Source organism: Prevotella sp. 885 (assembly GCF_002265625.1).
GTDB lineage: Bacteria > Bacteroidota > Bacteroidia > Bacteroidales > Bacteroidaceae > Prevotella.
In genome coordinates this window covers 1-25,943 of record NZ_NOVE01000051.1, presented here as the reverse complement: position 1 = coordinate 25,943, position 25,943 = coordinate 1, and the positions used below count along the sequence as shown (strand labels likewise).

17 protein-coding genes and 2 pseudogenes are annotated in these 25,943 nt (G+C 51.1%); 7 read left to right on the top strand and 12 right to left on the bottom strand.

Annotation, left to right across the window (positions count from 1 at the left end; translation table 11 throughout):
* Nucleotides 1-908 precede the first annotated feature (908 nt).
* The 9 genes from CHL74_RS12550 to rsfS all read right to left on the bottom strand — a co-directional run bounded on the left by CHL74_RS12550 (nucleotide 909) and on the right by rsfS (nucleotide 14,494).
* Nucleotides 909-3,875 carry an outer membrane beta-barrel protein gene (locus CHL74_RS12550; RefSeq protein WP_094881566.1) on the bottom strand — a complete coding sequence of 989 codons (2,967 nt, stop codon included), beginning with the start codon at nucleotides 3,873-3,875 and terminating at the stop codon, nucleotides 909-911.
* Nucleotides 3,876-4,302: 427 nt separating this feature from the next.
* Complete coding sequence (locus tag CHL74_RS12545; protein WP_094881565.1) at nucleotides 4,303-5,118, bottom strand: GSCFA domain-containing protein; 816 nt, start codon at nucleotides 5,116-5,118, stop codon at nucleotides 4,303-4,305.
* A 1-nt stretch (nucleotide 5,119) separates the two neighbouring features.
* Nucleotides 5,120-7,687 (bottom strand): YfhO family protein, encoded by a 2,568-nt coding sequence (locus tag CHL74_RS12540; protein WP_094881564.1) that lies wholly within the window; start codon nucleotides 7,685-7,687, stop codon nucleotides 5,120-5,122.
* A gap of 511 nt (nucleotides 7,688-8,198) precedes the next feature.
* Entirely contained in the window at nucleotides 8,199-9,668 is a 1,470-nt protein-coding gene (locus CHL74_RS12535) for a hypothetical protein (protein ID WP_141241327.1), read from the bottom strand.
* Nucleotides 9,669-9,901: 233 nt separating this feature from the next.
* Complete coding sequence (locus CHL74_RS12530; RefSeq protein WP_094881562.1) at nucleotides 9,902-10,390, bottom strand: S-ribosylhomocysteine lyase; 489 nt, start codon at nucleotides 10,388-10,390, stop codon at nucleotides 9,902-9,904.
* A 19-nt stretch (nucleotides 10,391-10,409) separates the two neighbouring features.
* The gene (locus CHL74_RS12525) at nucleotides 10,410-11,093 is read right to left on the bottom strand and encodes a 5'-methylthioadenosine/adenosylhomocysteine nucleosidase (protein ID WP_094881561.1); all 684 of its coding nucleotides are present in this window, start codon (nucleotides 11,091-11,093) and stop codon (nucleotides 10,410-10,412) included.
* A 37-nt stretch (nucleotides 11,094-11,130) separates the two neighbouring features.
* Nucleotides 11,131-12,000, bottom strand: coding sequence for a phosphatidate cytidylyltransferase (locus CHL74_RS12520; protein WP_094881560.1), 870 nt, complete (start codon nucleotides 11,998-12,000; stop codon nucleotides 11,131-11,133).
* A gap of 5 nt (nucleotides 12,001-12,005) precedes the next feature.
* Nucleotides 12,006-14,063: an ATP-dependent zinc metalloprotease FtsH gene (gene ftsH / locus CHL74_RS12515; RefSeq protein WP_094881559.1), complete on the bottom strand. Its 2,058-nt coding sequence runs from the start codon at nucleotides 14,061-14,063 to the stop codon at nucleotides 12,006-12,008.
* A gap of 71 nt (nucleotides 14,064-14,134) precedes the next feature.
* A complete protein-coding gene (gene rsfS, locus CHL74_RS12510; protein ID WP_094881558.1) occupies nucleotides 14,135-14,494 on the bottom strand; it encodes a ribosome silencing factor in 360 nt (119 codons plus the stop codon).
* 360 nt (nucleotides 14,495-14,854) lie between these two features.
* Here rsfS and CHL74_RS12505 point away from each other — a divergent pair, with 360 nt between their 5' ends.
* From CHL74_RS12505 to CHL74_RS12475, 7 genes and pseudogenes are all read left to right on the top strand, one after another.
* Nucleotides 14,855-16,087 (top strand): MFS transporter, encoded by a 1,233-nt coding sequence (locus tag CHL74_RS12505; protein ID WP_094881557.1) that lies wholly within the window; start codon nucleotides 14,855-14,857, stop codon nucleotides 16,085-16,087.
* 82 nt (nucleotides 16,088-16,169) lie between these two features.
* Complete coding sequence (locus tag CHL74_RS12500) at nucleotides 16,170-17,087, top strand: dihydrodipicolinate synthase family protein (protein WP_094881556.1); 918 nt, start codon at nucleotides 16,170-16,172, stop codon at nucleotides 17,085-17,087.
* A gap of 33 nt (nucleotides 17,088-17,120) precedes the next feature.
* Nucleotides 17,121-18,314, top strand: coding sequence for an AGE family epimerase/isomerase (locus tag CHL74_RS12495; RefSeq protein ID WP_094881555.1), 1,194 nt, complete (start codon nucleotides 17,121-17,123; stop codon nucleotides 18,312-18,314).
* A gap of 97 nt (nucleotides 18,315-18,411) precedes the next feature.
* On the top strand, nucleotides 18,412-19,533 hold the full coding sequence (locus tag CHL74_RS12490; protein WP_094881554.1) for a cyclically-permuted mutarotase family protein: 1,122 nt from the start codon (nucleotides 18,412-18,414) through the stop codon (nucleotides 19,531-19,533).
* Nucleotides 19,534-19,565: 32 nt separating this feature from the next.
* Nucleotides 19,566-21,692 (top strand): GDSL-type esterase/lipase family protein, encoded by a 2,127-nt coding sequence (locus CHL74_RS12485; protein ID WP_441339055.1) that lies wholly within the window; start codon nucleotides 19,566-19,568, stop codon nucleotides 21,690-21,692.
* Between the two features lie 1,105 nt (nucleotides 21,693-22,797).
* Nucleotides 22,798-22,965, top strand: a pseudogene (locus tag CHL74_RS12480) (SAM-dependent DNA methyltransferase); the annotation flags it as partial.
* Nucleotides 22,965-23,192: pseudogene (locus CHL74_RS12475) on the top strand (tyrosine-type recombinase/integrase); the annotation flags it as partial. The pseudogenes CHL74_RS12480 and CHL74_RS12475, both read left to right, overlap by 1 nt.
* Before the next feature lie 107 nt (nucleotides 23,193-23,299).
* On the opposite strand, the gene CHL74_RS12470 reads toward CHL74_RS12475, so the two are convergent.
* The 3 genes from CHL74_RS12470 to CHL74_RS12465 are packed head-to-tail and all read right to left on the bottom strand — an operon-like array spanning nucleotide 23,300 to nucleotide 25,842.
* A complete protein-coding gene (locus CHL74_RS12470; protein WP_094881550.1) occupies nucleotides 23,300-24,787 on the bottom strand; it encodes an ATP-binding protein in 1,488 nt (495 codons plus the stop codon).
* A 16-nt stretch (nucleotides 24,788-24,803) separates the two neighbouring features.
* On the bottom strand, nucleotides 24,804-24,911 hold the full coding sequence (locus CHL74_RS15590) for a DNA cytosine methyltransferase (RefSeq protein ID WP_141241326.1): 108 nt from the start codon (nucleotides 24,909-24,911) through the stop codon (nucleotides 24,804-24,806).
* Nucleotides 24,904-25,842 carry a restriction endonuclease gene (locus CHL74_RS12465; RefSeq protein WP_094881548.1) on the bottom strand — a complete coding sequence of 313 codons (939 nt, stop codon included), beginning with the start codon at nucleotides 25,840-25,842 and terminating at the stop codon, nucleotides 24,904-24,906. Before CHL74_RS12465 ends, CHL74_RS15590 begins: the two co-directional genes overlap by 8 nt.
* Nucleotides 25,843-25,943 lie beyond the last annotated feature (101 nt).

Sequence of the window (25,943 nt, the reverse complement as noted above, 5' to 3'; positions counted from 1 at the left end):
GACAAGAAGACATGAAGAACATGTTTTTTTGACAAGAAGACATGAAGCCATGTTTTTTGACAAGAAGACATGAAGCCATGTTTTTTGACAAGAAGACATGAAGTCATGGTTTTTTGACAAGTAGACATGAAGTCATGGTTTTTTTGACAAGAAGACATGAAGAACATGTTTTTAGGTAAGAAGACATGTGGAGACTTGCACAACAGAAAAAGGGTAATCGTAGGAGGCTATAGCGTCTCGCCGTAGCCACGCACCCACGGACGCAAGCAAATGAAGTAATAGTTGATTGAGCGTTATGCTATGGTAGCCACACAGCCACGAAAGGAAGCAGATTGAGTATGAGCTGCGGGTTCCGCGGAGCGGGACCTATATCATGAAACCCACTGCAAGCTGCGAAGCAGCGCAGCTGTGGGTACAATATGATACCCACACCCCTATCGTTCCCCGAAGGGGGACTGACGCATACCGTATGATGTTGAGGATTATAGTCGGTCCCGCTTTGCGGAACCAAGAGAGGGTGAGGTAATGCCTATCCCACAGCTGCGCTCCTTCGGAGCTTGCAGTGGGTTTCAGAAAGATACGTGTCCCCTCGGGACACGGCGCAGACTGGCTGTTCTGCTATGGTAGGCTGCGGGGCTACGGCGAGACGCCATAGCCTCCTAGGTTTGCACTGGCTGCTATAGTGGCATCTGTGGGAGAATATCTTCTCAAGCTGCATCCGTGAAAATCTGTGGCATCTGTGGGAGAACATTCTCTCAAGCTGCATCCGAGATATCCATGTTAATCACAGGGTGCGAAGGAGTCTCCCACAGATTACGCGGATCTACACGGATGTGGGTGCGAAGGATGTTGAAAAATCTGTGGGATAATCGGCATTTTGGGGAGAAATTATTCGGGGCGTGTTTTTATCAGAATCGGTGCGGCGGTCTGCCTCCCATTCCCGGGCGCATGCCAGAGGGCGGCGGGCCCATTCTGTCCGGTCTGCCGGGTCCTCGCTGTCCTTGACCTCTCATGCCACTTCTTGCCTGCTTGCCGCCGAAGAGGTTTAGGCGGTAGATGACGTGGAGCATGGCGTAGCTGTTGATGGAGTTGTACTGGATGTCACTGCGACTCATTGCCGATACCGTTCTGGAGAAGTTGGTCTGGTTGTGGAGGATGTCGTAGAGCTGGAGCGAGACAGTCAGGGCGTTGCCCTTCAGGAAGCCCTGCGAGAGCTGCGCGTTCCATATCAACTCGTTCGTGTTCATCGACTTGTCAGCATAGCCACGCCTTGAGTTCTCACGGATGTCCGTAGAAAGACTCGTTCCCCATGGGGCGGTGATGTTGATGGTGGTGCCGTAAGCGAACTGCCATGTGTCGAGATTGCTCTGCGTCTGGAGATTGTTACGGGCGTGCATATAGTCGAGCGATCCGTTCAGCTCCACCTCCAGCCATGAGTTGCGATAACCCACGCCCAACTGCTCGCCCACGCTTGTAGAGCGGGTGATGTTGCGCTGCGAGTCGGCGTTGCGACCTACGCTGACATAACCCACACGGTTCTGATAGTCAAGATTGGTGAACGTGTTGATGTTCCAGTAGCCAGCCGTGTCGATAGCCATGTTGAAGACCAGCATACCCGACGCATTCCAGTTGCCGTTGATGTTCTCCGGTCGTGTGGTCCTGCCACCCATCTGCTCGTCGTACGACACACGGTAGCCGATGCTGTTGCGTGTGTTCTGATAGTTAAGACTCGTCATTATCGCCATCTGGTGCTTCTCAATGTAGTTGTTGTATTCCGCACGGAGGCTGTTCGTGAACGACGGCTTCAGACCCGGATTACCCTTCGTGACGTTCAGCGGATCGCTGTCGTCCGTGATGTCGAGAAGGTCTGTCATGGAAGGTTGCGACGTCGTGCCGCGATAGTTGACGCGCAGCTGGCTCACGTTCGAGAAACGATAGCGGAAGTCGAGCGTCGGCGTGACGTTCGTGACGGTGCGTGTGGTGTCGGTGAATACGCCCTGATAGTCCTGCTTGAACTTCGACATCTGCGGCTGCACCTTCACACCCACGTTCAACTGATATTTCTCTCTGATGACGCGCAGCATGAGGTCGATGTCGTGCGTGTAGTTATGGTATTCAGAGTAACGACTCAGCGCACGGTCCTCGTATTCCTCATACGGACGGTCCAGTCGGTTGAGATAGTCGTCCCATCCGCGGTAATGCGGTGCCAAGCCAGAGAAGAAGTCGTCGCCGAGGTTGGAGAAGTCGTACGTGGCACGGTCACTCTTGCTGTAGGCATACTTGAACTGATAACTCAGCTGCAGGAAGGCGGCACGCCAGAGCGGTTCGCTGTACGTGGTCTGCACGGCGTAGCTATACTGCTTTGTGGGCGTGACGTTAAATCGGTTGGTCTGGTACGTCGAGTCGTTGCCGAAGCGGTCCTTCTGCTGATAGAGGCGCACGTTGTTGGTGGAGAGCGCCTTGCTGTCCGTATCGGAATAGCTGAAGTCGCCACGCAGCGTGACGTTGCGTCCGCGCGAACCCAACTTCCTGTTGAGCTGGAGCATGGCACCCACATTCTTCGCATCGCTGTGGCTGATCTGTCCCGTTCGTGACGTGTTGACCATCTTGCCCTGCTCCGCCATCTGACTGATAGCAGCGTCAGAGAGCGGGCTGTCAGAGTAATTGTATGGGTCGTCGTTATACTGAGCCGACGCGGACGTGCTCTTGCCGTCGCTCTTCGTCAGACCGAACGATGGACGGAAGAGGATGTTGGTGAGCGTGTCAGGTCGCCATTCCAGTCGCATCTGCGCATTCCACGAGTCGTTCTGCGTGTTGCTCTGGTTGAGCGAGTTGGAGAAAGAATTGGTGGAACCTACGAAGTTCTCCGAAGCCGACTCCGATCGCACGTCGGAGTTGCGGTGGTTCCATCTTACCGAACCGTTCAGCGAGAGCGTCTTGCCGTCCTCATAATTGAAGTGCGTGGCAACCATGTTGGACGTGTTGAGACCGTTGCGTCCCATTCCAAAAGATCCGCGTCCGCCGCCACCAGGGAATCCCATGTCGCCGGTGTTGTTGAACGATCCGAAGCCCATCATGCGCAAATTGGAATTGAAGTAAGCGCCCATCAGCCTCTCGGCGTATCTGTCGTGCGTGCCGTAGGAGAGGTCGGCATTGGCGAAGACGCCCTTGTTCATACCGCGCTTAATGCCGAAGTCGAGCACGGTCTGCTCGTTGCCGTCGTCGATGCCGGTGACCTTGGCAAGGTCGCTCTTCTCGTCATACGCCTTCACCTTGTTGACGATGCTGGTGGGAAGGTTCTTCATCGCCGTCTTGGTGTCGCCTACCATAAACTCCTTACCGTCCACCTTTATCTTCTTCACCTCCTTGCCGTTGATGGTTATCTTGCCGTCGTCGCCGACCTGCGCACCGGGCAGACGCTTCACAAGCTCTTCGATGGTGGAACCTTCGGGTGTGCGGAACGCCGCAGCATTATATACGAAGGTGTCCTTGCTGAGCGTCACCTTCGCAGCGTTGGCAGTGACGGTGGTGCCCTTGAGCATGATAGCGGAAGCCTTGGCAGTGATTTCGCCGAGACGGATGTCCTTCGCAGGGTCGGTGACATGGACATTACGATACATGTTGTCGTAGCCTACACTGGAGATCTTGAGGATGTATGCGCCCTTGCGGTCTACCTTAAGGGCGAACTCTCCCCTATCGTCGGTAACCGTACCGGCTACGTACGAGCTGTCCTTACGAAGTAGCTGGACAGTGGTCTGCTCCATCTTCTCCTTCGTGTCCTTGTCGATGACAGAGCCAATCAGCCTGCACTCCTGTGCGCTTGCGGTCAGAGCAGAGACAACAAGCAACATAAATAATAATATCTTCCGTGTCATTGGCTTGTGTTTTTTAATCTGTGTAAATAGACGTTGTGGGTGGGGAAAGGTTTAAAAGGTAGGCTCCTGGGGTTGCATTGATGTATGAGCTGTGGGTTCCGCGGAGCGGGACCTATATCATGAAACCCACTGCAAGCAGCGAAGCAGCGCAGCTGTGGGTACAATATGATACCCCACCCCTATCGTTCCCCGAAGGGGGACTGACACATCCACTATGATGTTGAGGATGATAGTCGGTCCCGCTTCGCGGAACCAAGAGAGGGTGAAGTGATGCTTATCCCACAGCTGCGCTGCTTTGCAGCTTGCAGTGGGTTTCTGATAGTAACGTGTCCCCTCGGGACACGGCGCTGACTGGTTGCGCAGGAGTCTCCCACAGATTACGCTGATTTACACGGATGAGGGTGCGAAGGATGTTGATTACGGATTTTTAAGACCCGTATTCCTCCACCAACTTTCTCTCGTCCTCCTTTGCCTTTGCGAGGAATGCCTTGTAGTCTTCAGAATCCGGATTGAAGGGGCGGTGGTTCAGGGCGGCTTTTATTGGTTGCCATTTCTTCAGGAAGGCGTGCGTGTCGTTGGAGAAGAAAGTGTCGGCGAAGCGTTGGTGGATGTACTTCACGGCTTGGTCGGAGGGATGGAGCATGTCCTCACGATAGAAGCGATAGTCGCGCAGTTCGTCGTTTACGATTTCGTATGCGGGGAAATACGTCACCTTGCATGAACGGTCTGACGCATACTCCTTCACCAACTTGTCCGCAGCCAGCAATAGCGTGGCCTTGGAAAGCTGCGAACCGTGAAAGCCGTACTTGGCGTAGCGGATTGGGCTGACCGTGATAATGACACGGACGTCATCACGCTTCGCACGCAGCGCTTCAACGGCACGACGGAGGTAAGAGGCGCACTCATCTACCGTCAGCTCGCGCTCCGTGAAGAGACGCTGCGGACGCTTCTGGCAGTTGTCCACTATCTCACCCGTCTCGTTAAGGATGTAGACGTGATTGGTGCCGAGCGTGAAGACGGCAGTGCGGGGAGCATCATGGTCAGCAAGGTGGCGCTCGACTGTATGAAGGATGCTCGCAGGATTATACATGACACCAAAGGGGTTGACCGTGGCGCGAAACTTATCCTCCACGAACAACCTGCCTATATTGTCAGCAAAGCAGGAGCCCACGAAGAGCATGCTCTCCATTGGAGAGATGCTGAACGGGGCCTGCTGTATGATGACGGGAGTCTGGAGCTGCATATTATTCAGCAGTTTTCTCCTTAACTTCCTTTGAACGACGTCTTGCCTCGAACACCACGCCAAGGATGATGGCGATGATGAGGAGCGTGTAAGCCACGTAAGCGGCTGTCTCGGTGCGCTTCACGGATACCGGCTTGAAGGTCAGCACCACGTTGTGCTTGCCCGGCTTGACGTTGACGGCACGCAGAATGTAGTTGACACGTCCTACGGGCACGTCCTGACCGTCCACTGTGGCTGTCCATCCCGGATAATAAATCTCGGAGAACACCACGATGCCGCCCTTCTCAGACTGCACCTCGTAAGCGAGTTCGTTAGGCTCATACTTCTTGAGGCTTACCACGGCGTTGTTGTTGTTGGCGGCAGACTTGCCGAGAGCCTCCTCAAACTTCTTGTCAGCCACAGCCTCATGGCGCAGATTGATTTTGCCGACAGCTTCAATCTCCTCATTGGCGTTGGCTACGTAGCGGATGTTATCCACAAACCAAGCATTGCCGTAAGCGTAAGGATTCTGCACTGGCACTGTCTGACCACCCTGCAAGGGAAGGATGACGTACTTCGTGTTGAGCATGTTGAGGACAGGATAGATGGAGTCGCCTGCCACACGAGTCATGTCGCCCTGCGCATCAGCTATGGCAGACATCATCTGGCGCATTTCGGGAGCGATGTAATACTCGATCATCTCCTGATAACGACGCAGCTTGGCAGCATGATAACCGCCGATAGACTTATGATAGTACGACGTCTCGTTCTCGTTGAAGGTGTTGGAGGCAAGGTTGAGGACACGATAGTCGGCACCCTTGTCCTGCAGAATCTGACGGTCGGTGGCAGTCTCGCGTACCGGCTCCTCACGCACGCTGCGCTCCACGAACATCTCGTCGTTGAGGTAACGCTTGTTGACCTGCCACATATCCACGAGGCAGAGCACGATGATGGCGCCGACAGCCCACTTCGGCTGAATCTTCTTATAGCGCAGCAGAAGCAGAACGGCTGTGCCGACAGCCACTACGAAGAAGGTGCGCCAGCAGTCGGCGGTGAAGATGGAGATGCGCACGTCGCGCAGATTGCTGATAAGCGGATTCAGATATTCTGCCGGAATCTGACGCATCTGCTCCATTTCGGAAGCCGAGATATAGTCAGGGAAGAACACCGAGGGCATGATGGCGAAGAGCAGAGCCATGCCGGCTGTGGCTGCGAAGCTTGCCCATACGAAGGTCATGTTGGTGGTGTTCCATGAGAGGATGTTGTTCTTAGCCGTGCCGAGATAGAGCTTAGTCTTGCTGGTGAAGAAGTCGGGGGTGTCCAGAATCTTCTTCAGGGCGAGCATGGCAAGCAACGGGATGGTGAACTCAGCTATGACGAGGATAGACGCCACGGTTCGGAACTTGGCGTACATCGGCACGTAATCGATGAAGAGATCAGTGAACCACATGAAGTTGCGGCCCCAAGAGAGGAGCACGGAGAGCAATGTGGCGAAGAACAGCGCCCACTTCATCGGGCCTTTCACGATGAAGAGTCCGAGGATGAAGAGCATGAGAACGAAGGCACCCACATACACAGGGCCGCTTGTGCCGGGCTGATTGCCCCAATACTGACCCAACTGCTGATAAATCTGATAGAACTGAGGGTCAGCTTTCTCCATAGCCTTCTCGTTCATGGCGAGAGGAACAGAGGCTCCACCCTTGGCGTTAGGCACGAGGAGAGTCCACGTTTCGTCGATGCCGTAACTCCACTGCGTGATATAGTCGCGGTCGAGACCGCTTGATGTCTGGTTGGCGGTATTCTTCTTCACCAGTTCGCTCTTGCCTCGCATCGACTCCTGTGTGTATTGCCAAGTGTGATAGAGGTTGCTGAGATTGATGACCACACCGATAGCAGCAGCCACGAAGCACACGCCGGTGGCCTTGCCGAACTGCGCGAGGCGCTTGTTGCGGATGGCGTCAACGAGGTAAGCGATGACCATGAATAGGATGATGAACATATAATAATATGTCATCTGCACGTGGTTGGCCTGTATCTCAAGCGCCGTGAATATGGCTGTGACGATGAATCCCCACAGATACTTGCCACGATAGGCAAGCACAATGCCCGCTATCATCGGCGGCAGATAAGCCAGAGCTATTACCTTCCAGATGTGTCCGGCGGCTATGATGATGAAGAAATAGGAGCTGAACGCCCATATTATGGAACCAAGCACAGCCAGCTCGCGACGGAAATCGAAGGCTCTGAGAAGGATGTAGAATCCGAGAAGGTAAGCAAAGACGTACCACACGTTCTCGGGAAGCCAGAGATGATAAAAGTTGCCCACCTGATTGAGGACGGACTGACTGTCGTAAGAAGGAGCCATCTGATAAGTAGGCATACCTCCGAAGAGAGAGTTGGTCCAGCGTGTGCGTTCTCCGGTACGCTGATAATACTCCGTCAGCTCCACTCCGGCTCCGCGTCCTGCGGAGGAGTCGTGACGATAAAGGATGCGTCCTTCGGTGTCTGCCGGGAAGAAATAGGCAAACGCGATGACAGCAAAAACCAATGCTACCAGTAGGTCTGGCAGGAATCGTTTGAAGGTCTTCATATTCTTATATAAACGTTTATTGTTTTCTTGTGTGGTGCAAAGTTAACTCAAATCGGTCGAATAACGTCACTATCATCGCATTATTATTAGTTTTGGCATAGGTTTTTGCACAATGTGACGTTTGTAAAATCTTGCAAAAGTGGGGCTAAAGGTGTGTTTCGGACAACCCAAAACAGCCCGTATGCGGTGTTCTTGGACTAAAAGTGGGAGTTTGTTGAAATAATTTGTCAGTTTGAGACAAAACCGCTAACTTTGCTTTCAGAAAAAAACAAGAAATAATCTATAGGTAATAGATAATAAGATTGAGGTAATTAGAGAGTTATAGATTTTAGTAATAAAAATACATCAGATTACGTTTCATACACATTAAGCAATGTTATTTAAGACAGAAAACTAAAAGAAAGATCAATTATCAAGGTTATGTAAGTCGCGCAGAGGCGTGACGAAAATGAATGAATTTTGTTGTTGATAAAACTCACTTTCGCGAGAAAGTGAGTTTTTTTTTTGTGTTCTACTTTTTACTGTCTACAACGCAGCGGATGGCGTGGGCGAAGGAACGGTTGCCCACCACGTTGTTGTAACGCGTATTGTTGTTGGCGGTGAAGCGATAGGCAGCAGGGAAGTCTGAATAGCCCATGAGGAAGTTGTTGACGTATTCGGCTGAGCCAGACCAGAGGAAGAAGGTGCTCTTTCCGATGATGTTGCAGCCAGTGTCGAACTCGCGACCGCTACCCGATGAGGGCCACCAAGCCGTATTGCCGTTATATGTATAGGTGTAGCCGCTACCGTCGGCAGCCAAATCGATGTCGTAAAGGACAGCCAGCTCCGATGCAGAGGGCAGACGATAGCCCGCAGGACATGGATCGTAGTTGGTCTTTGTGACAGACGACCAGAGCGTGAGGTCTGCCGGGACATGCCAATCGCACGTAAGGTCGTCATTGAACAGCGTGAACGGAGCGGCGATGGCGCCCTCTATGCTGGTGCCCTCAAGCTTGTATGCCCACTGATAATCATACTTGGTGTTGACGACAGTCCATGCCTTCGACTCCTTGAAAGCGTCACTTGCCTCCCACTCGTTCTCTGCATAGCCACCGAAGAACGGCGTTATGCGTCCCCATTGCCAAAGGAGTCCCCATGTGTCGGTGCCGTCCTCGGGGTTGGCACTAATAGCACCCATGTTGCGGTCCATAAACTCCACGCCGTTGGCGTATCGCATTGTCGCAGGCTTGTCAGTACACCAGATAAGCCAAGTCCATATCACCTTGTTGTCAGCGTCGAACGCAGCGAATACCACTGAGCCTTTCTCGCCCGTAGCATCGAAGCTGATACGTCCGTTGTCCTCTATCTGTATGTCAGAAACAAGACCTTGTGCACTGTTCTGATTGCTTGTGCGTGTGCTCCAAAGCCAGTCTACGCTGCTGATGCCGGAGATGCGCGAACCGTCGATATGCAGAGGCATAAAGCTGTATCTGCCCTTCGCAGGAACGATGTAGGTATTGGCTCCCTCACCCAGATCCACCACATCACCCGTACCGGGATTGAGTTCGGTATAGCCCATAGCCACCACAGCGCCCATATCGTCATAAGCCTGTGCCGCTACGATGTAGCGACCAGCGGGTTCAAGGGTGGAGTAAGACCACGTGTTGGTGGCCTGTGTCATCTTTATGGTGGAATGGCTTCTTATGTAAGCCGAATAGTCTGTCACTGTGCCGTCATTGGGAATGAGAGCAATATCGCCGTTTCGGCAGCCTTCCGGCATTGTGGCAGAACCGTACGCCAGGCTTCCCATGGTAGCCAGAACGGTGACGGTGACGTCGCCTTGCACATCGCTCTTGCCGAACGTCACGCTGTCAACATTACTAATGGCATAGCTTCGTACGCTGCCATCCTTCTGATGCACCATCATTCGGTCTGCCGCTTCCTGGGCAAACGAGGTGATGGTGGTAAGACAAAATGCAAATGATAGTAAAAGTTTATTCATAACCTTGTCTGTTTAAATGATTCGACATCTGTTGCTTTCACTCTGAAAACGCAAATTTAAATATTATTTGCGATTTGTCAAAGCAACAAGGCGTAAAAATGCAAAAAGGTATGAATAATTCACGATAGACATATAAAAGTAATCCCCATAATCGGCTTTTCTTATCTAAGAATAAGCGAAAAGCTGATTATGGGGATATGCTTTATGACGATTCTGCAAGCAGAATGCGATGATTATTCCTCTATAGTAGGATATGTCATGTTCTCGTCCTTGAGCTGCGAGAGCACTTCGTCAACGAACTTGCGCGACTCCCAACGTGCCATTGGCAGGTCGTGGAGGAGCCAGTTGCCGCAGTCCTTGGGTGCAGCTCCGGGGATTTCGCCCTCGAACGAAGCCACGAACTCGAAGGTGCGCTTCATGAGATCGGCGATGTCGCGAGGTTGAAGGTCGCCCTTCATGAGCAGGTAATTGCCGGTAAGGCAACCCATCGGACCCCAATAAACTATGCTGTCCTTCCACTGAGGATCGTTGCGCAGGTATGTGGCAGCGAGGTGCTCAATGGTGTGGAGCGCACCGGCATGGAGCGCCGGCTCGCGGTTCGGCTCCTTCATGCGGATGTCGAAGGTGGTGACAACATCGCCGCCTACGTTATCCTTGCGCGAAACGTATATGCCACGCAGAAGGTGGTTATGATCAATAGTGAAACTTGGTATCTTGTCCATAATGTCTTGTTTGATTGGTTTAGAGTTTAGCGAGGAACGCCTTGGTCACCTCAAACGAGCCTTCAGCCATGCGCTCCCAGAAGTCGTAATACATCTGCGCCTTGTGGTCCTTGAGAGGAATGTCGCTGATGATGCGGAAGCTGACGAAGGGTACGCCTGTCTTGTGGCATGTGTGTGCGATGGCGCAGCTCTCCATGTCCACTGCCATAGCGTCAGGGAAGTCGTTAAGGATGGTCTGCATCTTCTCGCGAGTGTTAACAAACCAGTCGCCAGTGACGATTAGTCCGCCGCGGACACGAGTGTCGCAATCCAGACTCAGCGCCTTTTCCACCTGCTCCTTGCTGGAAACGAAGCGTGCGGGCTGTCCCAGAATCTGTCCCTTTGCGCATTCGTCGCCGCAATAAACGTCGTGATAGCAGCACTCCGTGGATACAACGACGTCCATTACCTCAAGGCTTGTGTCGGCTCCACCAGCCACACCGGTGGAGATAACGATGTCAGGATGGTAGCAGCTGATGAGTTGGTCGGCTCCGATAGCGGCATTAACCTTACCGATGCCACACTGCATCATGATGACTTCGTTGTCGCCGATGCGACCGGTTACGAAGTCGTAATGTGCGTGGCTCTCTGTATTCTTGTCAGTGGCGAGGGTCTGCAGTTGAGCAAACTCCTTGTCCATCGCCACAATTATTCCTATCTTCATTCTATACTATATATATTATAATGTATAAGCGTGAGGGTTAAATCAGCGTCAGCGTGTAGATATAAATCACAGCTGCCGGGATTGCCATGAGGGAAGAGTCGAATCGGTCGAGCATTCCTCCGTGTCCGGGGAGGATGTTGCCCGAGTCCTTGATGCCCACGGTGCGCTTGAAGAGCGACTCAACGAGGTCGCCCCATGTGCCGAAGAACACCACTACAAGACCCAGTCCCATCCATGCGGGCACTGACATTGCCAAGCCTTCAGCCACATCATGCATGCCTGAATTCTCATACCAACCTATGGCTGTAGCCACGATGAGAACGAGAATGCCGCCTCCGATGCTGCCTTCCCAGCTCTTTCCAGGAGACACTCGCGGGAAGAGCTTGTGCTTTCCGAAGAGCGATCCGGAGAGATAAGCGCCGGTGTCGTTGGTCCAAAGGAAGATGAAGACGCTCAGCGGAATCAGGTAATTATAGTAGACCATATCGCCGATGCCGCGGAATGCCAACACATTGAGAGTGGCGAACGGCAAGGCAATATACATCTGCGAGAGCATAGTGTACGCCCAATTGTTGATGGAATTGGGCGCCTTGGTGTAGAGTTCGGAGATGAACATATACACTACGGTGAGCAGATAGGGAATGAATACTGCCGAGGGTACGATGCCAGAGCAGTAGCCAGCCATGCCGAGGAAGAAGTAGACGGCTGCAACGGTGGAGAGGAAGCGGTTGACGCTTACGTTCTCAATGTTGTTGACAATGCCCGTAAACTCCCATACGGTCAGTCCGGTCACCAAGGCGAAGAGGAATATCATCGCCTCCGGCCTCAGGAAACACGTCACCACAGCCGCTACAAAGAAGACGCCTGTGATGGCTCGTGTTATAAGATTTTTCATTTTGTCGCTCATAATGGCTATGCGTTTTGATTAGTTTCGTCGTCCTTATTATCAGACTCTGTGTTGCTGTTGTCCTTGACAGAAGCCTCATGCTCAGCCTGAGCCTGACGCACTTCCTCAGGCATATCCTCCAGTTTCGGCGTGTTGTCCTCGATGATTTCCTCCGAACGGCTTACCCATGGACGCTTTCCGAAGATGCGTTCCACGTCCTCTGCGAAGATCACCTCACGCTTGATGAGAAGTTCAGCCAGCTCGTTATGTCCCTCGCTGTGCTCCTTAAGGATGGCTTTGGCGCGTGCATACTCGTCATTAATAATCTTCAGCACCTCATCGTCGATTGTCTTTGCAGTTGTCTCCGAGTAAGGACGCTGGAACTGATATTCATCGTTATTATAGTAGCAGATGTTCGGCAGGCGGTCGCTCATACCGGCGTATGCCACCATTCCGAATGCCGACTTAGTGGCACGCTCGAGGTCGTTCATGGCTCCAGTGGATATATGACCGGTGAAGAGTTCCTCAGCGGCGCGTCCTCCGAGCAACGAGCACATCTCGTCAAGCATCTGCTCCTTGGTGGTAATCTGTCGTTCTTCAGGCAGATACCATGCGGCGCCCAATGCACGACCGCGGGGAACGATGCTTACCTTAACGAGCGGATTGGCGTGTTCGCAGAACCATGACACAGTGGCGTGTCCTGCCTCGTGAAGGGCAATGGTGCGCTTCTCGTCGTTGGTCATCACCTTTGTCTTCTTCTCCAGACCGCCTATGATACGGTCCACGGCGTTAAGGAAGTCCTGCTTGCCCACGGTCTTGTTGTTATGACGTGCGGCAATGAGGGCAGCCTCGTTGCAGACGTTGGCGATATCAGCACCGGAGAATCCCGGAGTCTGACGTGAGAGGAAGTCGATATCCACGGTTTCGTCAATCTTTACCTTTCTGAGATGCACCTGGAATATCTCCTTACGCTCGGTAAGGTCGGGCAGATCCACATTGATCTGACGGTCGAAACGTCCTGCACGGAGCAGCGCCTTGTCCAGCATATCAGCACGGTTGGTGGCTGCAAGTATGATAACACCGCTGTTGGTGCCGAATCCGTCCATCTCTGTAAGCAGCGCGTTAAGCGTGTTCTCACGCTCGTCGTTGCCACCCATTGACGGGTTCTTGCTACGCGCACGTCCTACGGCGTCAATCTCATCGATGAAAATGATGCAGGGCGACTTTGCCTTTGCCTGGCGGAAGAGGTCGCGAACGCGGCTTGCACCAACGCCTACGAACATCTCGACGAAGTCAGAACCGCTCATTGAGAAGAACGGTACACCAGCCTCGCCAGCAACAGCCTTTGCCAGCAACGTCTTACCTGTTCCCGGAGGGCCTACGAGCAATGCACCCTTAGGAATCTTTCCTCCGAGGTCAGTGTATTTCTGCGGCTCCTTAAGGAAGTCTACAATCTCCTGCACCTCCTGCTTGGCTCCAGCCTGTCCGGCTACGTCCTTGAACGTAATGCCGAGGTCGTTGCCCTTCTCATACATCTGAGCCTTTGACTTTCCGACGTTGAAGACGCCTCCGCCTCCTCCGCCACCGCCCATGCGGCGCATCATAAAGATCCAAAGCACAACGAAGAAGAGAATCGGTCCGAAGGTGTAGAACAGTGTCATGAGTCCGGAATTAGAGTCCATCTCATAGCTGTAATCCACAATCTTGCGATCTTTAAGCGCATTAGCGAGATACGTATCGAGCGCGTCTGGCGAACCATAAGTGACGCTTACGCACGGATGAGCACCCACCTGCTGGGCTGTTTTGCCGAAGACATCGCGTATGTTCTTCTGTCGAACATACATGCGCAGGGTGCTTTTGTCCTTATTGACCACCACTTTCTCGGCGTAGCCTTTGTCCACGTATGTCTTAAACTTCGTATAAGTGGCTTCTTGATCGGGTGTGACACCCCCAAGGAACGATGTGCCACCGTCCGTGAAGAAGAGTATGGCAAGCAAGAGGATGATGACAGTGTAAAGCCAGTTCATATTGAACTTGGGCATCTTCGGCTGCTTGTCTCCTCCGGGATTGTTGTTATTGTCCATGTTTTACTGTTAAGAAGTTTTATTTATCACATGAAAAAACTCATGCCGTATGGCTTTCTGCCGCCCTATAATCAGTCGATGTTGGGCACCTCAGTGACGGCTGCGTCCTGCCAAAGGTCCTCGAGGTTGTAGAAATTGCGTGCCTCGGGTATGAAGATATGTACGAGAACGTCTCCGTAATCCATGCCCACCCAGTAAGCCTGCGGCAGACCGACTACGTTAATAGGCTTCTCGCCGGCATCGATACGTGCTGTCTCGCTCACTGAATCGGCGATGGCTTCCACCTGCGAAGGCGACGAACCTTGGCAGATTACGAAGTAGTTGGCGATGGAGCCGTCCACCTCACGAAGGTCAGCGATTACGATGTCTTGTCCTTTCTTCTCTTGAATACCCTTGACTATTGCGTCAACGAGCTTGTTCTTTGTTTCCATTCAGATGTCTGTTGATTATTCGTTAAAAAAATGGCAGGCAGGGAACGCTATTGACGCTTTGTCAGATTGTTGCCCTACACACCTTATTATTATACTATTTAAAGACTACAAAGTTAATGCTAATTATCTGAATTCCGACATAAAGGCAGTAAAATACCCATGTCTTTTATGTTTTTTTGTGTTATCTACGTTGAGATAACCCACCGTTACTTTTTAAAAATATTTCGTAAGTAATACTTTTTTTGAATATTATTTCGTCTAACTGGTTGTTTTCTCAAAAATTAGTTATAATTTTGCACTTGCTTAAAGCCTAAGAACGAATAACAAAACAAACCTCATACTAACAAATCTTGAAAACTAATGAGACATAACAAATTTTACCCCTGGATTGTTGTTGCTCTCCTGTGGGTTGTCGCCCTTCTTAATTACATGGACCGACAGATGCTCTCCACAATGCAGGAAGCCATGAAGGCAGACATTGCCGAGCTCAACAAGGCGGAAGCTTTCGGTGCGCTGATGGCTGTCTTTCTCTGGATTTACGGCATAGTAAGTCCGTTTGCAGGAGTGGTGGCAGACCGCGTTAGCCGCAAATGGCTCGTCGTAGGAAGCCTCTTTGTATGGTCGGCGGTGACATATCTCATGGGATATGCTACAGATTTCACACAACTTTATTGGCTCCGCGCGCTGATGGGCATCAGCGAAGCACTCTACATACCCTCTGCACTCTCACTCATAGCTGACTGGCATGAGGGCAAATCACGCTCACTCGCCATCGGCATCCACATGACCGGACTGTATGTAGGTCAGGCAGTCGGAGGTTTCGGCGCCACCATCGCAGCCACATTCTCATGGCACAGCACCTTCCACTGGTTCGGAATCATCGGCATAGCTTACTCCGTGGTGTTGGCATTGTGCCTTATGGACAAGCGTAAGGAGCAGTCGAAGGTCGCAGGACCCGAAATGCAGACGCCGAAAGAAAGCATCTGGCGCGGTCTTGCAGTGGTGTTCTCCACCTGGGCTTTCTGGGTGATACTCATCTATTTCGCCGTACCGAGTCTGCCAGGCTGGGCTACAAAGAACTGGTTGCCGACACTCTTCGCCACCAATCTTGACATTCCGATGTCCGAAGCTGGTCCGATGTCAACCATCACCATAGCCGCCAGCTCGTTCATTGGCGTAATCGTGGGAGGCATCCTGTCAGACAACTGGGTGAAGCGCAACATACGCGGACGTATATATACGAGTGCCATCGGACTGGGAATGACCATTCCCGCCCTTGTGCTCCTCGGTTTCGGACATAGCGTCATCGCCATCGTCGGAGCCGGACTGTTCTTCGGAATGGGCTTCGGTATGTTCGATGCCAACAACATGCCCATCCTCTGCCAGATTATCCCTGCCCGTTATCGTGCCACAGCTTACGGCGTAATGAACATGGTGGGCGTATTCGCAGGAGCTGCCGTTACGCACGTCCTCGGCAAGTGGACAGACGGAGGCAACCTCGGACTTGGCTTCGCCATTCTCGGATGCATCGTGCTCCTCGCACTCGTGCTCCAGCTTTCGTGCCTGCGCCCCACAACCGACAACATGGAGTAATCCACGGGCAATAATAAAAACAGACAACTATTCGTACATAATAATATAGTTAAACAACAAACTAAATAAAAAAGTGAAAACTATGGAAAAGATCATCGGACTTATTGACGCTCCTTTCACACCGTTCCATCCCAACGGTGATGTCAATCTCGAACCCATCGAGGCTTATGCAAAGATGTTGCAGAAGAACGGTCTCAAGGGTGTGTTCATCAACGGATCGTCAGGTGAGGGCTATATGCTCACCACCGAAGAGCGTATGCAGCTGGCTGAGCGCTGGGTGTCTGTAGCTCCAGAGGGATTTAAGGTGATTGTGCATGTGGGCAGCTGCTGCCTGCGTGAGAGCGTGCGCCTTGCCGAGCATGCCCAGAAAATCGGTGCATGGGGTATCGGTTCGATGGCTCCTCCATTCCCGAAGATCGGCCGCATCGAGGAACTCGTCGAGTACTGCGAGACCATCGCAAAGGCTGCTCCTGAGCTGCCCTTCTATTATTATCACATCCCCGCATTCAACGGCGCATTCCTTCCCATGGTTGACCTGCTGAAGGCTGTGGACGGACGCATCCCCAACTTCGCCGGCATCAAGTATACATACGAGTCGCTGTATGAATACAACCAGTGCCGTCTCTATGGCGGTGGCAAGTTTGACATGCTCCACGGACAGGACGAGACCATCCTCCCCAGCCTTGCACAGGGCGGCGCACGTGGCGGCATCGGCGGCACAACCAACTATAACGGTCGTGAGCTGACAGGCATCATCGAAGCTTGGAACAACGGCGACATCGAGACTGCCCGCGAGAAGCAGAATTTCTCTCAGGCTGTCATCAACGTCATCTGCCACTTCCGCGGCAACATCGTAGGCGGAAAACGCATCATGAAGCTCCTCGGATTCGACCTCGGACCTAACCGTGTGCCGTTCCGCAACATGACAGACGAGGAGGAAGCACAGATGAAGAAGGAGCTGGAGGAAATCGGTTTCTTCGAGCGCGCCAACAAGTTCTAATGCGCCAACAACATTAAAAACAACAAATCAGAAATGAACGTAAAAGAATATATCCAGTCGTGGGCAGACTCCTACAAGAAGGACCTCACCGAGAACATCATGCCGTTCTGGATGGAGCATGGATGGGACCGTGAGAACGGAGGTGTCTACACTTGTGTGAACCGTGACGGCTCGCTGATGGACTCCACCAAGTCGGTGTGGTTTCAGGGACGCTTCGCCTTTATATGCGCTTTCGCATACAACAACGTAGAGAAGAACCAGATGTGGCTCGACGCTGCCAAGTCAACACTCGAATTCATCGAGAAGCACTGCTTCGACGAGAAGGGACACATGTATTTCTCTGTAACCGCTGACGGACAGCCGCTCCGCAAGCGTCGCTATGTCTTCTCAGAGACATTCGCCTCGATAGCAATGTCAGAGTATGCTCTTGCCACAGGCGACCAGCACTGGGCACAGCGCGCGCTCCAGATTTTCGAGGACACACAGCGCTTCCTCAACACTCCGGGCTTCCTGCCCGAGAAGTTCGAGCCGAACGTGCAGCTCCAGAGCCACAGCATCATCATGATTCTCATCAACGTAGGTTCGTGCATCCGCAAGGTGGTGAACGATCCGAAGCTCACTGCACAGATTGACGAGTCAATAGCGAAGCTCAAGAAGTACTTCATCCACCCCGAATTCAAGTGCTTGCTCGAGACAGTAGGCATGAACGGCGAGTTTGTCAACACCAATATGACACGTACCATCAATCCGGGTCATTGCATCGAGACCGTATGGTTTATCATGGAGGAGGCAAAGCTCCGCGGTTGGGACAAGGATATGCTCGACATGGCGCTCACCATCTTCAACTGGTCTTGGGACTGGGGATGGGACAAGGAGTACGGCGGCATCATCAACTTCCGCGACTGCCTCAACCTGCCTTCGCAGGACTATTCGCAGGACATGAAGTTCTGGTGGCCGCAGTGCGAGACCATCATCGCATCGCTCTACGCTTATCTCGCAACCGGCGACGAGAAATATCTCTACCGCCACGAGCGCATCAGCGAGTGGACTTACGCTCATTTCCCTGATCCGGAGTACGGCGAATGGTATGGTTATCTCCACCGCGACGGAACAGTGGCACAGCCCGCCAAGGGCAACCTCTTCAAGGGTCCGTTCCACATTCCGCGCATGATGATCAAGAGCTACATGCTCTGTCAGGAGATTCTCAAGAAACTTGAGGAAAAGTAAAATTCTTTATATAGTATTCAGTGACGAGTGGATTGTGGGGAATCCTGCCATGCGAATGGCATGATTCCGTCACTTTCCACTTTTTTTGTATAAGCTAATGAGAAATTTCGTTATATCAACGTTGCTCCTTCTGTCCGTCCTCACGTCAGCGCAGAGCGTTCGCAATGTCTTCGGCTTCCCTGCTACGGAACCGGGCTATTCGCTTGGCGTATCGGCATGTTACGCAGGACAGATAGGCGACTATATTGTGATGGCTGGAGGATGTAATTTCCCCACGCCGGGCAACAAGACTTACTATGCCGGCATCTATGCCGCGCCCCTTGACAACGCTGTTCTCCACTGGCAGCTTGTGGGATTCCTGCCCGAACCGGCTGCTTACGGAGCCACCATCGCAAGCGGTGACAGCCTCCTGTTCGTCGGTGGCAACAACAACGATCACAGCCTCAACACAGTCTATAGCATACATCTGAATGCCGATGGCGACCGTGCCGAAGTGCGCCGAATGGCTGACCTGCCTTGCACGGTGGACAACATGGCGGCTGCCATCGACCGCGGAAACGTGTATATCGTAGGAGGAAATCAGAACGGCAAGCCTTCAGCAGGAGTATTAATGGCTGACATCAAGACTGAGAATTACGTATGGTCCGACCTATGCACGATGCCTTCTTCGCCGCGTGTGCAGCCCGTCTGCGCTGCCAACAACGGCAAGCTGTATGTATGGGGTGGCTTTTTCGCAGACGGCGAGAAGAGTGTGGTAAGCACCGACGGCGTATGCCTTGACACCACCGTGCCCTATACCGACAAGGCATGGACAAGCATAGAAGGTCCCCGTTCGGCAAAAGGCGAACCGATGACTCTCTCTGGTGGCGTGGCATGGACCGATGGCAGCAAGGTGTTTGCCACGGGTGGCGTCAATAAGGACATCTTCTTAGATGCCATAAGCGGCAGATATGAGCGCATCAAGAAGGCAGACTATCTGCTTCAGCCTATAGAATGGTATAGCTTCAGCGGCAATCTCTACGAACTGGACCTCGTAACGCAGAAATGGAAGCCCACTCGTTTTGCAGACAAGGCGCTGGCAAGAGCCGGTGCAATGGCAGTCCCCACCACGCTCGGCATCTTCTACATAGGCGGCGAGCTGAAGCCGTCAGTACGCACACCGCAGATTGTATTGATTCTATCCGTTAGCGATGGGTTGCTGCGGAGCACAGGGCTTTGACAAAAACCTGACTAAAACATACCGATAATAATATGACACTAAAACAAATCAAATCTCAGAAAACCGTATCCATACTGTTGATGGCTTTGTTCTGCCTCACCACCCTACAACTCCCAGCCGCAGCCAAGCGCAAAAAGGTCGCTGCACAGCCTGTGCGCGTGGCTTGCGTAGGTAACAGCATCACTTACGGCACGGGCATCGCCGACCGCGAACACTTCTCTTATCCCGTTCAGCTGCAACAGATGCTGGGCAACGGATATGTGGTGGGTAACTTCGGAAAGCCGGGCGCCACGCTTCTCTATAAGGGTCATCGTCCCTACGTGGAGCAGCCGGAATTCAAGGAGGCGCTGCGCTTCAAGGGCGACATCGCCGTCATTCATCTCGGCATCAACGACACCGACCCGCGCAACTGGCCCAACTATCGCGACGAGTTTGTAAAGGACTATCTCTCCATTATGGACTCGCTGCGTGCCGCCAATCCCAAGGTGCGCTTCATACTGGCTCGCATGACGCCCATCGCCGACCGCCATCCGCGCTTCCAGTCGGGTACGAAGCAATGGCACGACGAAATTCAGACTGCCATCGAAACCGTGGCGCGTGTAAGCGGAGCCGAACTCATCGACTTCCACGAACCGCTCTATCCCTACCCCAACCTCCTCCCCGACGCCATCCATCCCAACTCCGAAGGCGCCGGCATACTTGCCAAGACCGTCTACGGCGGCATCACGGGCAATTACGGCGGACTGAGCATGTCGTCGCTCTACGCTGACTACATGGTTTTGCAGCGCGACGTACCGCTCGACATTCACGGAACAGCCAATACGGGCGAGAAGATAACCGTGGAAATCGGCGGTCAGAAAGCCAAAGCCACTGCGGACAACCAAGGCAAATGGAGCGTCGTGCTCAGCCCAATGCAGGCAGCCGAAGACCTCACGCTCACCATCACAGCCGGCAAACAGCGCAAGGTGTTCAGCCATGTAGCCGTGGGCGAGGTGTGGCTGTGCTCCGGACAGTCAAACATGGCGTTCATGCTCTGCCAGGCGGAAAGCGGCAAGGAGGACATTGCGGCGGCTGACGACCCGCAGCTCCGACTCTTCGACATGAAGGGACGATGGGAGACGTACGACGTGGCTTGGCCCGCCTCATGCCTCGACTCGCTCAATCACCTGCAGTATTTCCACGAGACCACGTGGCAACCGTCCACTCCCGCCTCTGCCTCACGCTTCTCTGCCGTGGGCTATTATTACGGCAGAATGCTGCGTCAGAAGCTCGGCGTACCCGTCGGACTTATATGCAACGCCGTGGGCGGAGCGCCGACGGAAGCATGGGTGGACCGCAACTCACTGGAGACTTCGTTCCCCAACATCCTGAGCAACTGGCTTCAAAACGACTTCATACAGGACTGGGTGCGCGGACGTGCAGCCAAGAATCTCACCAACGACCAGACCAAGCTCGGTCGTCATCCATACGAGCCTTGCTATCTCTACGAGAGCGGCATCCTGCCCCTGCAGCAATATCCCATCAAGGGCGTGATATGGTATCAGGGCGAATCGAACGCACACAACAAGGACGCTCACGCCAAGCTGTTCAGTCTGCTTGTTGACGGATGGCGACAGAACTGGAACAATCCCGACATGCCCTTCTACTTCGTTCAGCTCTCCAGCCTCAACCGTCCGTCATGGCCGTGGTTCCGCGACAGTCAGCTGCGTCTTATGAAGGAGATTAGCAACACGGGCATGGCAGTTTCGTCGGACTGCGGCGACTCGCTGGACGTTCATCCACGCCGTAAGCAACCGATTGGCGAACGTCTTGCACGCTGGGCTCTCGCCAAGACTTACGGACAGGACATCACTCCCTCCGGTCCTGTCTTCAGCTCCGTAACGCGTCAGGCAGACGCCCTCATCGTCAGCTTCCTCTACGCAGACGGTCTGCAGACCTCCGACGGCAAAGCCCCGTCATGCTTCGAGATAGCCGAGGAGGACGGACTCTTCCATCCTGCCACCGCCACCATCGAAGGCAACAAGGTTCGCCTCACCTCCCCCACCATCAAGCACCCCCGCTACGTCCGCTACGCCTGGCAACCCTTCACAAGGGCAAACCTCGTAAACAGCGACCAGCTGCCAGCGTCTACGTTCAGAGGAGAAGCGAGGACGAATTAGGAATTAGGAATTAGAAGTTAGGATTTAGGAGTTAAGAATTAGGAGTTAGGAATTGTGCGCCAAGTCAGAAACAAACTTAGGAGGCTATGGCGTCTCGCCGTAGCCACTCAGTCCATAAATGCAAGCAAATTGAGCAAGAGCTGCGGGTTCCGCGGAGCGGGACCTATATCATGAAACCCACTGCAAGCTCCGAAGGATGCTTATCCCACAGCTGCGCTCCTTCGGAGCTTGCAGTGGGTTTCTGATGGATACGTGTCACATCGGGACACGGCGCTTATTGGCGTTTGCTATGGGAGGGTGCATGGAGGGAGTCAAAACTAATAAGACGAGAAGAAAAGGCTAACCGTAGGAGGTAACTTGCTGAATATCTTGTTGCAATGCCGCCTTGTGTTTTTTATGTTTTTCTTTTGTTGGCACAGTGATGCTTCGGCATCACTCATGATATAGTTTGGAGGATGGGTGTCGAGAGCAAGGCTCTCGTAAAGCCCATTCGCCAAACGATATTATGAACCCGAAGGGTATGACAACAAAAGGCTTGTGGATAACGGTTTTTGTCAAAGCCCTGCCTCACGTCCGACACAATATTTGCATTCCTAACGCTCAATACTCCCAGTTGAGCGCACAACAAAATCTTTGGTGTGAAATTTTCGAGTTTTGAGCGATTTGCTTTATCTTACTCACACACAGTACGTTACGTCTTCCACAAGCATAACACACCACGAACGACGGTTCAAAACAAGCCCTTTTATATTGCAATAGCGCCACTTTTGCACTCCAATAGTGCCACTTTTATCATGCAATAGCGCCACTTTTACACTCTAATAGTGGCACTATTGTAGTGTAAAAGTGGCGCTATTGTTAAGCTCGGGTGCTGTTTGCACAGCAAAACCCCATAAAAACAGCTTTTTGAATCTCTAGAATCAGTTTTTATTTTGTAACACATTTTTACTCTTTGTACGATATTTGCATAGGTAAAAATCAGATATAAACAAACGCAGATTTCGAGTTGCCGGTGAATGTTTGTCAGTATTAATTCGTACCTTTATGAAATATTCACATATTTGCAGACTATATGCTATACTACAATCGTGCGACTCCGATAGCTAATCTTGACCAATGCAAGTTTTCTAAGGACGAAAAAGAAATCCTGCCTCCAGCCGAACTGCTTGCCGACTACTTCAAGAAGCGCAAGGCTCTTGATCATGAGATAGACAAGACATTGGCTGAGATACAGCGTATCTTGGGAATAAAGGTGAATGTGGACGAATTGTAATTGCCCAACAACTGAAGAATATTGCTGTAAGATATGGTCTTAATTCCAAAGTGGTATATCCACATTCTTTCCGTCATAGATACACCAAGAACTTCTTGGAGAAGTTTAATGACATATCACTTTTGGCAGACTTGATGGGACACGAGAGCATAGAGACCACTCGTATATATCTTCGCAGGACTGCAAGTGAGCAACAGAACATCGTTGACAAGATTATCACATGGTAATAAAAGAATAAAAAAGACATAACAATACATTCCACATACACAAAAATCGAGTAGGAGGTAAACACTAATCATAGGTGTTTATCTCCTATTACCTGCTATTTTGTATCTTATATTCTTTTGAAGAAGCCCTCGTATTCATCATCCAAGATTTTCCAAATACCATTTTTCCGACCACCTTCCCTGACAATCAAGTTTAGGTCTGACAGTTGTTTAAGGTATCGCTGTACTTGGCGAAGAGAAATCCCCATGTGTTCAGACATCTGTGTGGCATTAATTTGAGGTGTTTGTGAAATCAACTTGTAGATTTGTCGTTGAGCTTTGACAAATTCTTTTGTGACATTTGCTTTGGCTTTTACGACATTCTCCACCTCTTTTGCGACATCTTTTACGACATCTTCAGGGGCTTTTATGACATTAGGACTCTCTTTTATGACATCTATGCCATAATTGAGGTTCCATAGAGTAACATGGAATTCAGAAGCATTAGAATTGAACTCTGGAGCATGGTAGTGCTCCAAATTCTCAAAACGCTTATATTCTCCTATAATCTTCTTCATACCACTACCTCTACGCTCCATCAGTTTTAGACGATGAAAGAAATCTGCAAGTAAGGGGTTGCGACGTTTTGATGGCACCGTCATTGGATTGAGTTGCTGTATCAAGCGTCCGTCAAACATACCGCCAGGGGAATACACCTCCATACAGTCATCATACATATCAATATGTATTTCGCTGCCAAGCTCCATATAATCCCTGTGGATGATGGCGTTACATATCACTTCTGTTACCGCACGTTCTGGATAATCGGGCAATTCCTCTCGGTAGTCTGCTTCTTTCCACCATCTTCGATGTGAGTTGTTTCTAACGAAAGCAACAGCATCTTGTAGCTGTCCTATGACACTGCCTTCAAGTTCCGCATCATCCAAAGCCTCACCTAAACCACTTGTCATATCAAGCCCATTCCAACGAGTACAGAATATACGCGAATGCCGTATAGGTGAGTCATCTGCTAACAAAGCACCTGCATTGGTAAGTTTTCCATCATTATCCACGATACCCCACGAAACAAAATCGCTATCATCAAACGATTGGTTCAACCGTTTGAAGTGTACAGATTTTAGTTTTGAGAAAGCCATATCCTCAAACTTGTAAGGAGACGGAATGGCATCGAAAGAACGACCTGCACCTCTCATAACGAGGCTTTTTAGTTGAAGTCTATCTGCTACAACAGACTCATTGCCAACTCTAACAAAAGCCAATCTTTGTTTGTCACCTATATAGTAACAAGGTGTCTCTTGTCCTTTATAAACATGAAGCAACACAAGTTTCTTGCCATCGACCTCTTTAAATTCAAGATTGACAGCAGGTATAGGGTCAAGTTTTGTCTTAACTTCCTCGCTTATTCTTTCAGCGTCACTTTCCGCATCAGCAAGTCCGACCACTTGGTCATCATCACTGATACCAAATACCAACGTTCCACCTTCGCCATTAGCAAAGGCAGATACACTTTTTAGCCAACTCTTTGGTCGCTTGACTTCGAGTTGCAGTTTCTTGTCGTAGGCGGTTGCCTCGCCTATAAGATTTATTATATTCATGTTGGTAATTTACAAATTATCTATTATCAAGCATTCCTCCACCACCTTTAATTTGTTTCATAATCGAATTGCTAAGACCGCCACATCCTGCAAATAAATCTGCAAACTTATATTGTTTATTCATTATTGTCATCTTCAAAATAATCGGAGTCTATACGTTTTACTTCATAGACACGTTTCAAACTGACTCCAACATTATACTCAATCATATACCTTGCAAGTTCTTGTCCGTCTATCAAAACAATTTTCTTACTTGCTTTTTCTTCAGCATACTTTCGGGCTTCAGAACTGTAAGAACTTGTTGTTATGAATACGCCTTTACTTGCTTTCTGTTCATCAAGTGCTCCAACAAACTGTTGAATTTGCGGCTTACCTATTGTATTTGCTGTACTATAACGTTTTGCTTGAATGTAGATTCTGTCCAAACCAAGTTTATCTTCCTTGATAATACCATCAATCCCATCATCATGAGAATATTTCGTGACCAATCCTGCATCAGACAGGGAACCACCATAGCCCATCTTTAGCAATAAATCTAACACTAAGTGCTCAAAGAATTGCGCAGACTGCTCCAAAACTTTTTGCAATAAGTCGGCTGCCAAATCTTTAATAATGCTTTGGTAAGCATTTTCCAATTGTTCTGTAGGAGTTTGAGTCTGCTTGGATTCTTCTATGATTTTTGCTGTTGCTTTTTTGCATGTTCCTGTCGAGGTTGTGGCATATTCCGCAAACTCGGGATACTCCATTAGATCCGTTTGCCTTAAATCTGTATGGTTTTGTAAGTACTCTATACCTCGTTTCGTTATTTTGTAATTACCCCTTTGAGGAATTTCTATAAACAAAGCACGACGAAGCCATTGCCGAGACCACCCTAATCTATCGTCAAGTTGGTTGGTCGAGCCGCTCTTCGTTCTCAATTTACAATCTTCTTCTGTAAGATGAAAATGTCCAATGATGGACTTCTTCATGTCCTTAATACTTACATTATCCATATCCTTTAAACGATAGAGGAATGGATAGAGAAAGTCCGGCTCATCCGATAAAGTCCGTGGCATCCCTACCCAAATATCAACGATACACGATAGAAAAAGAACGGTATGTCCCTAACTCCACGCAGTTGGCCTCTAAATGCCTTAAGCTTGGAGTTGAGTGATTC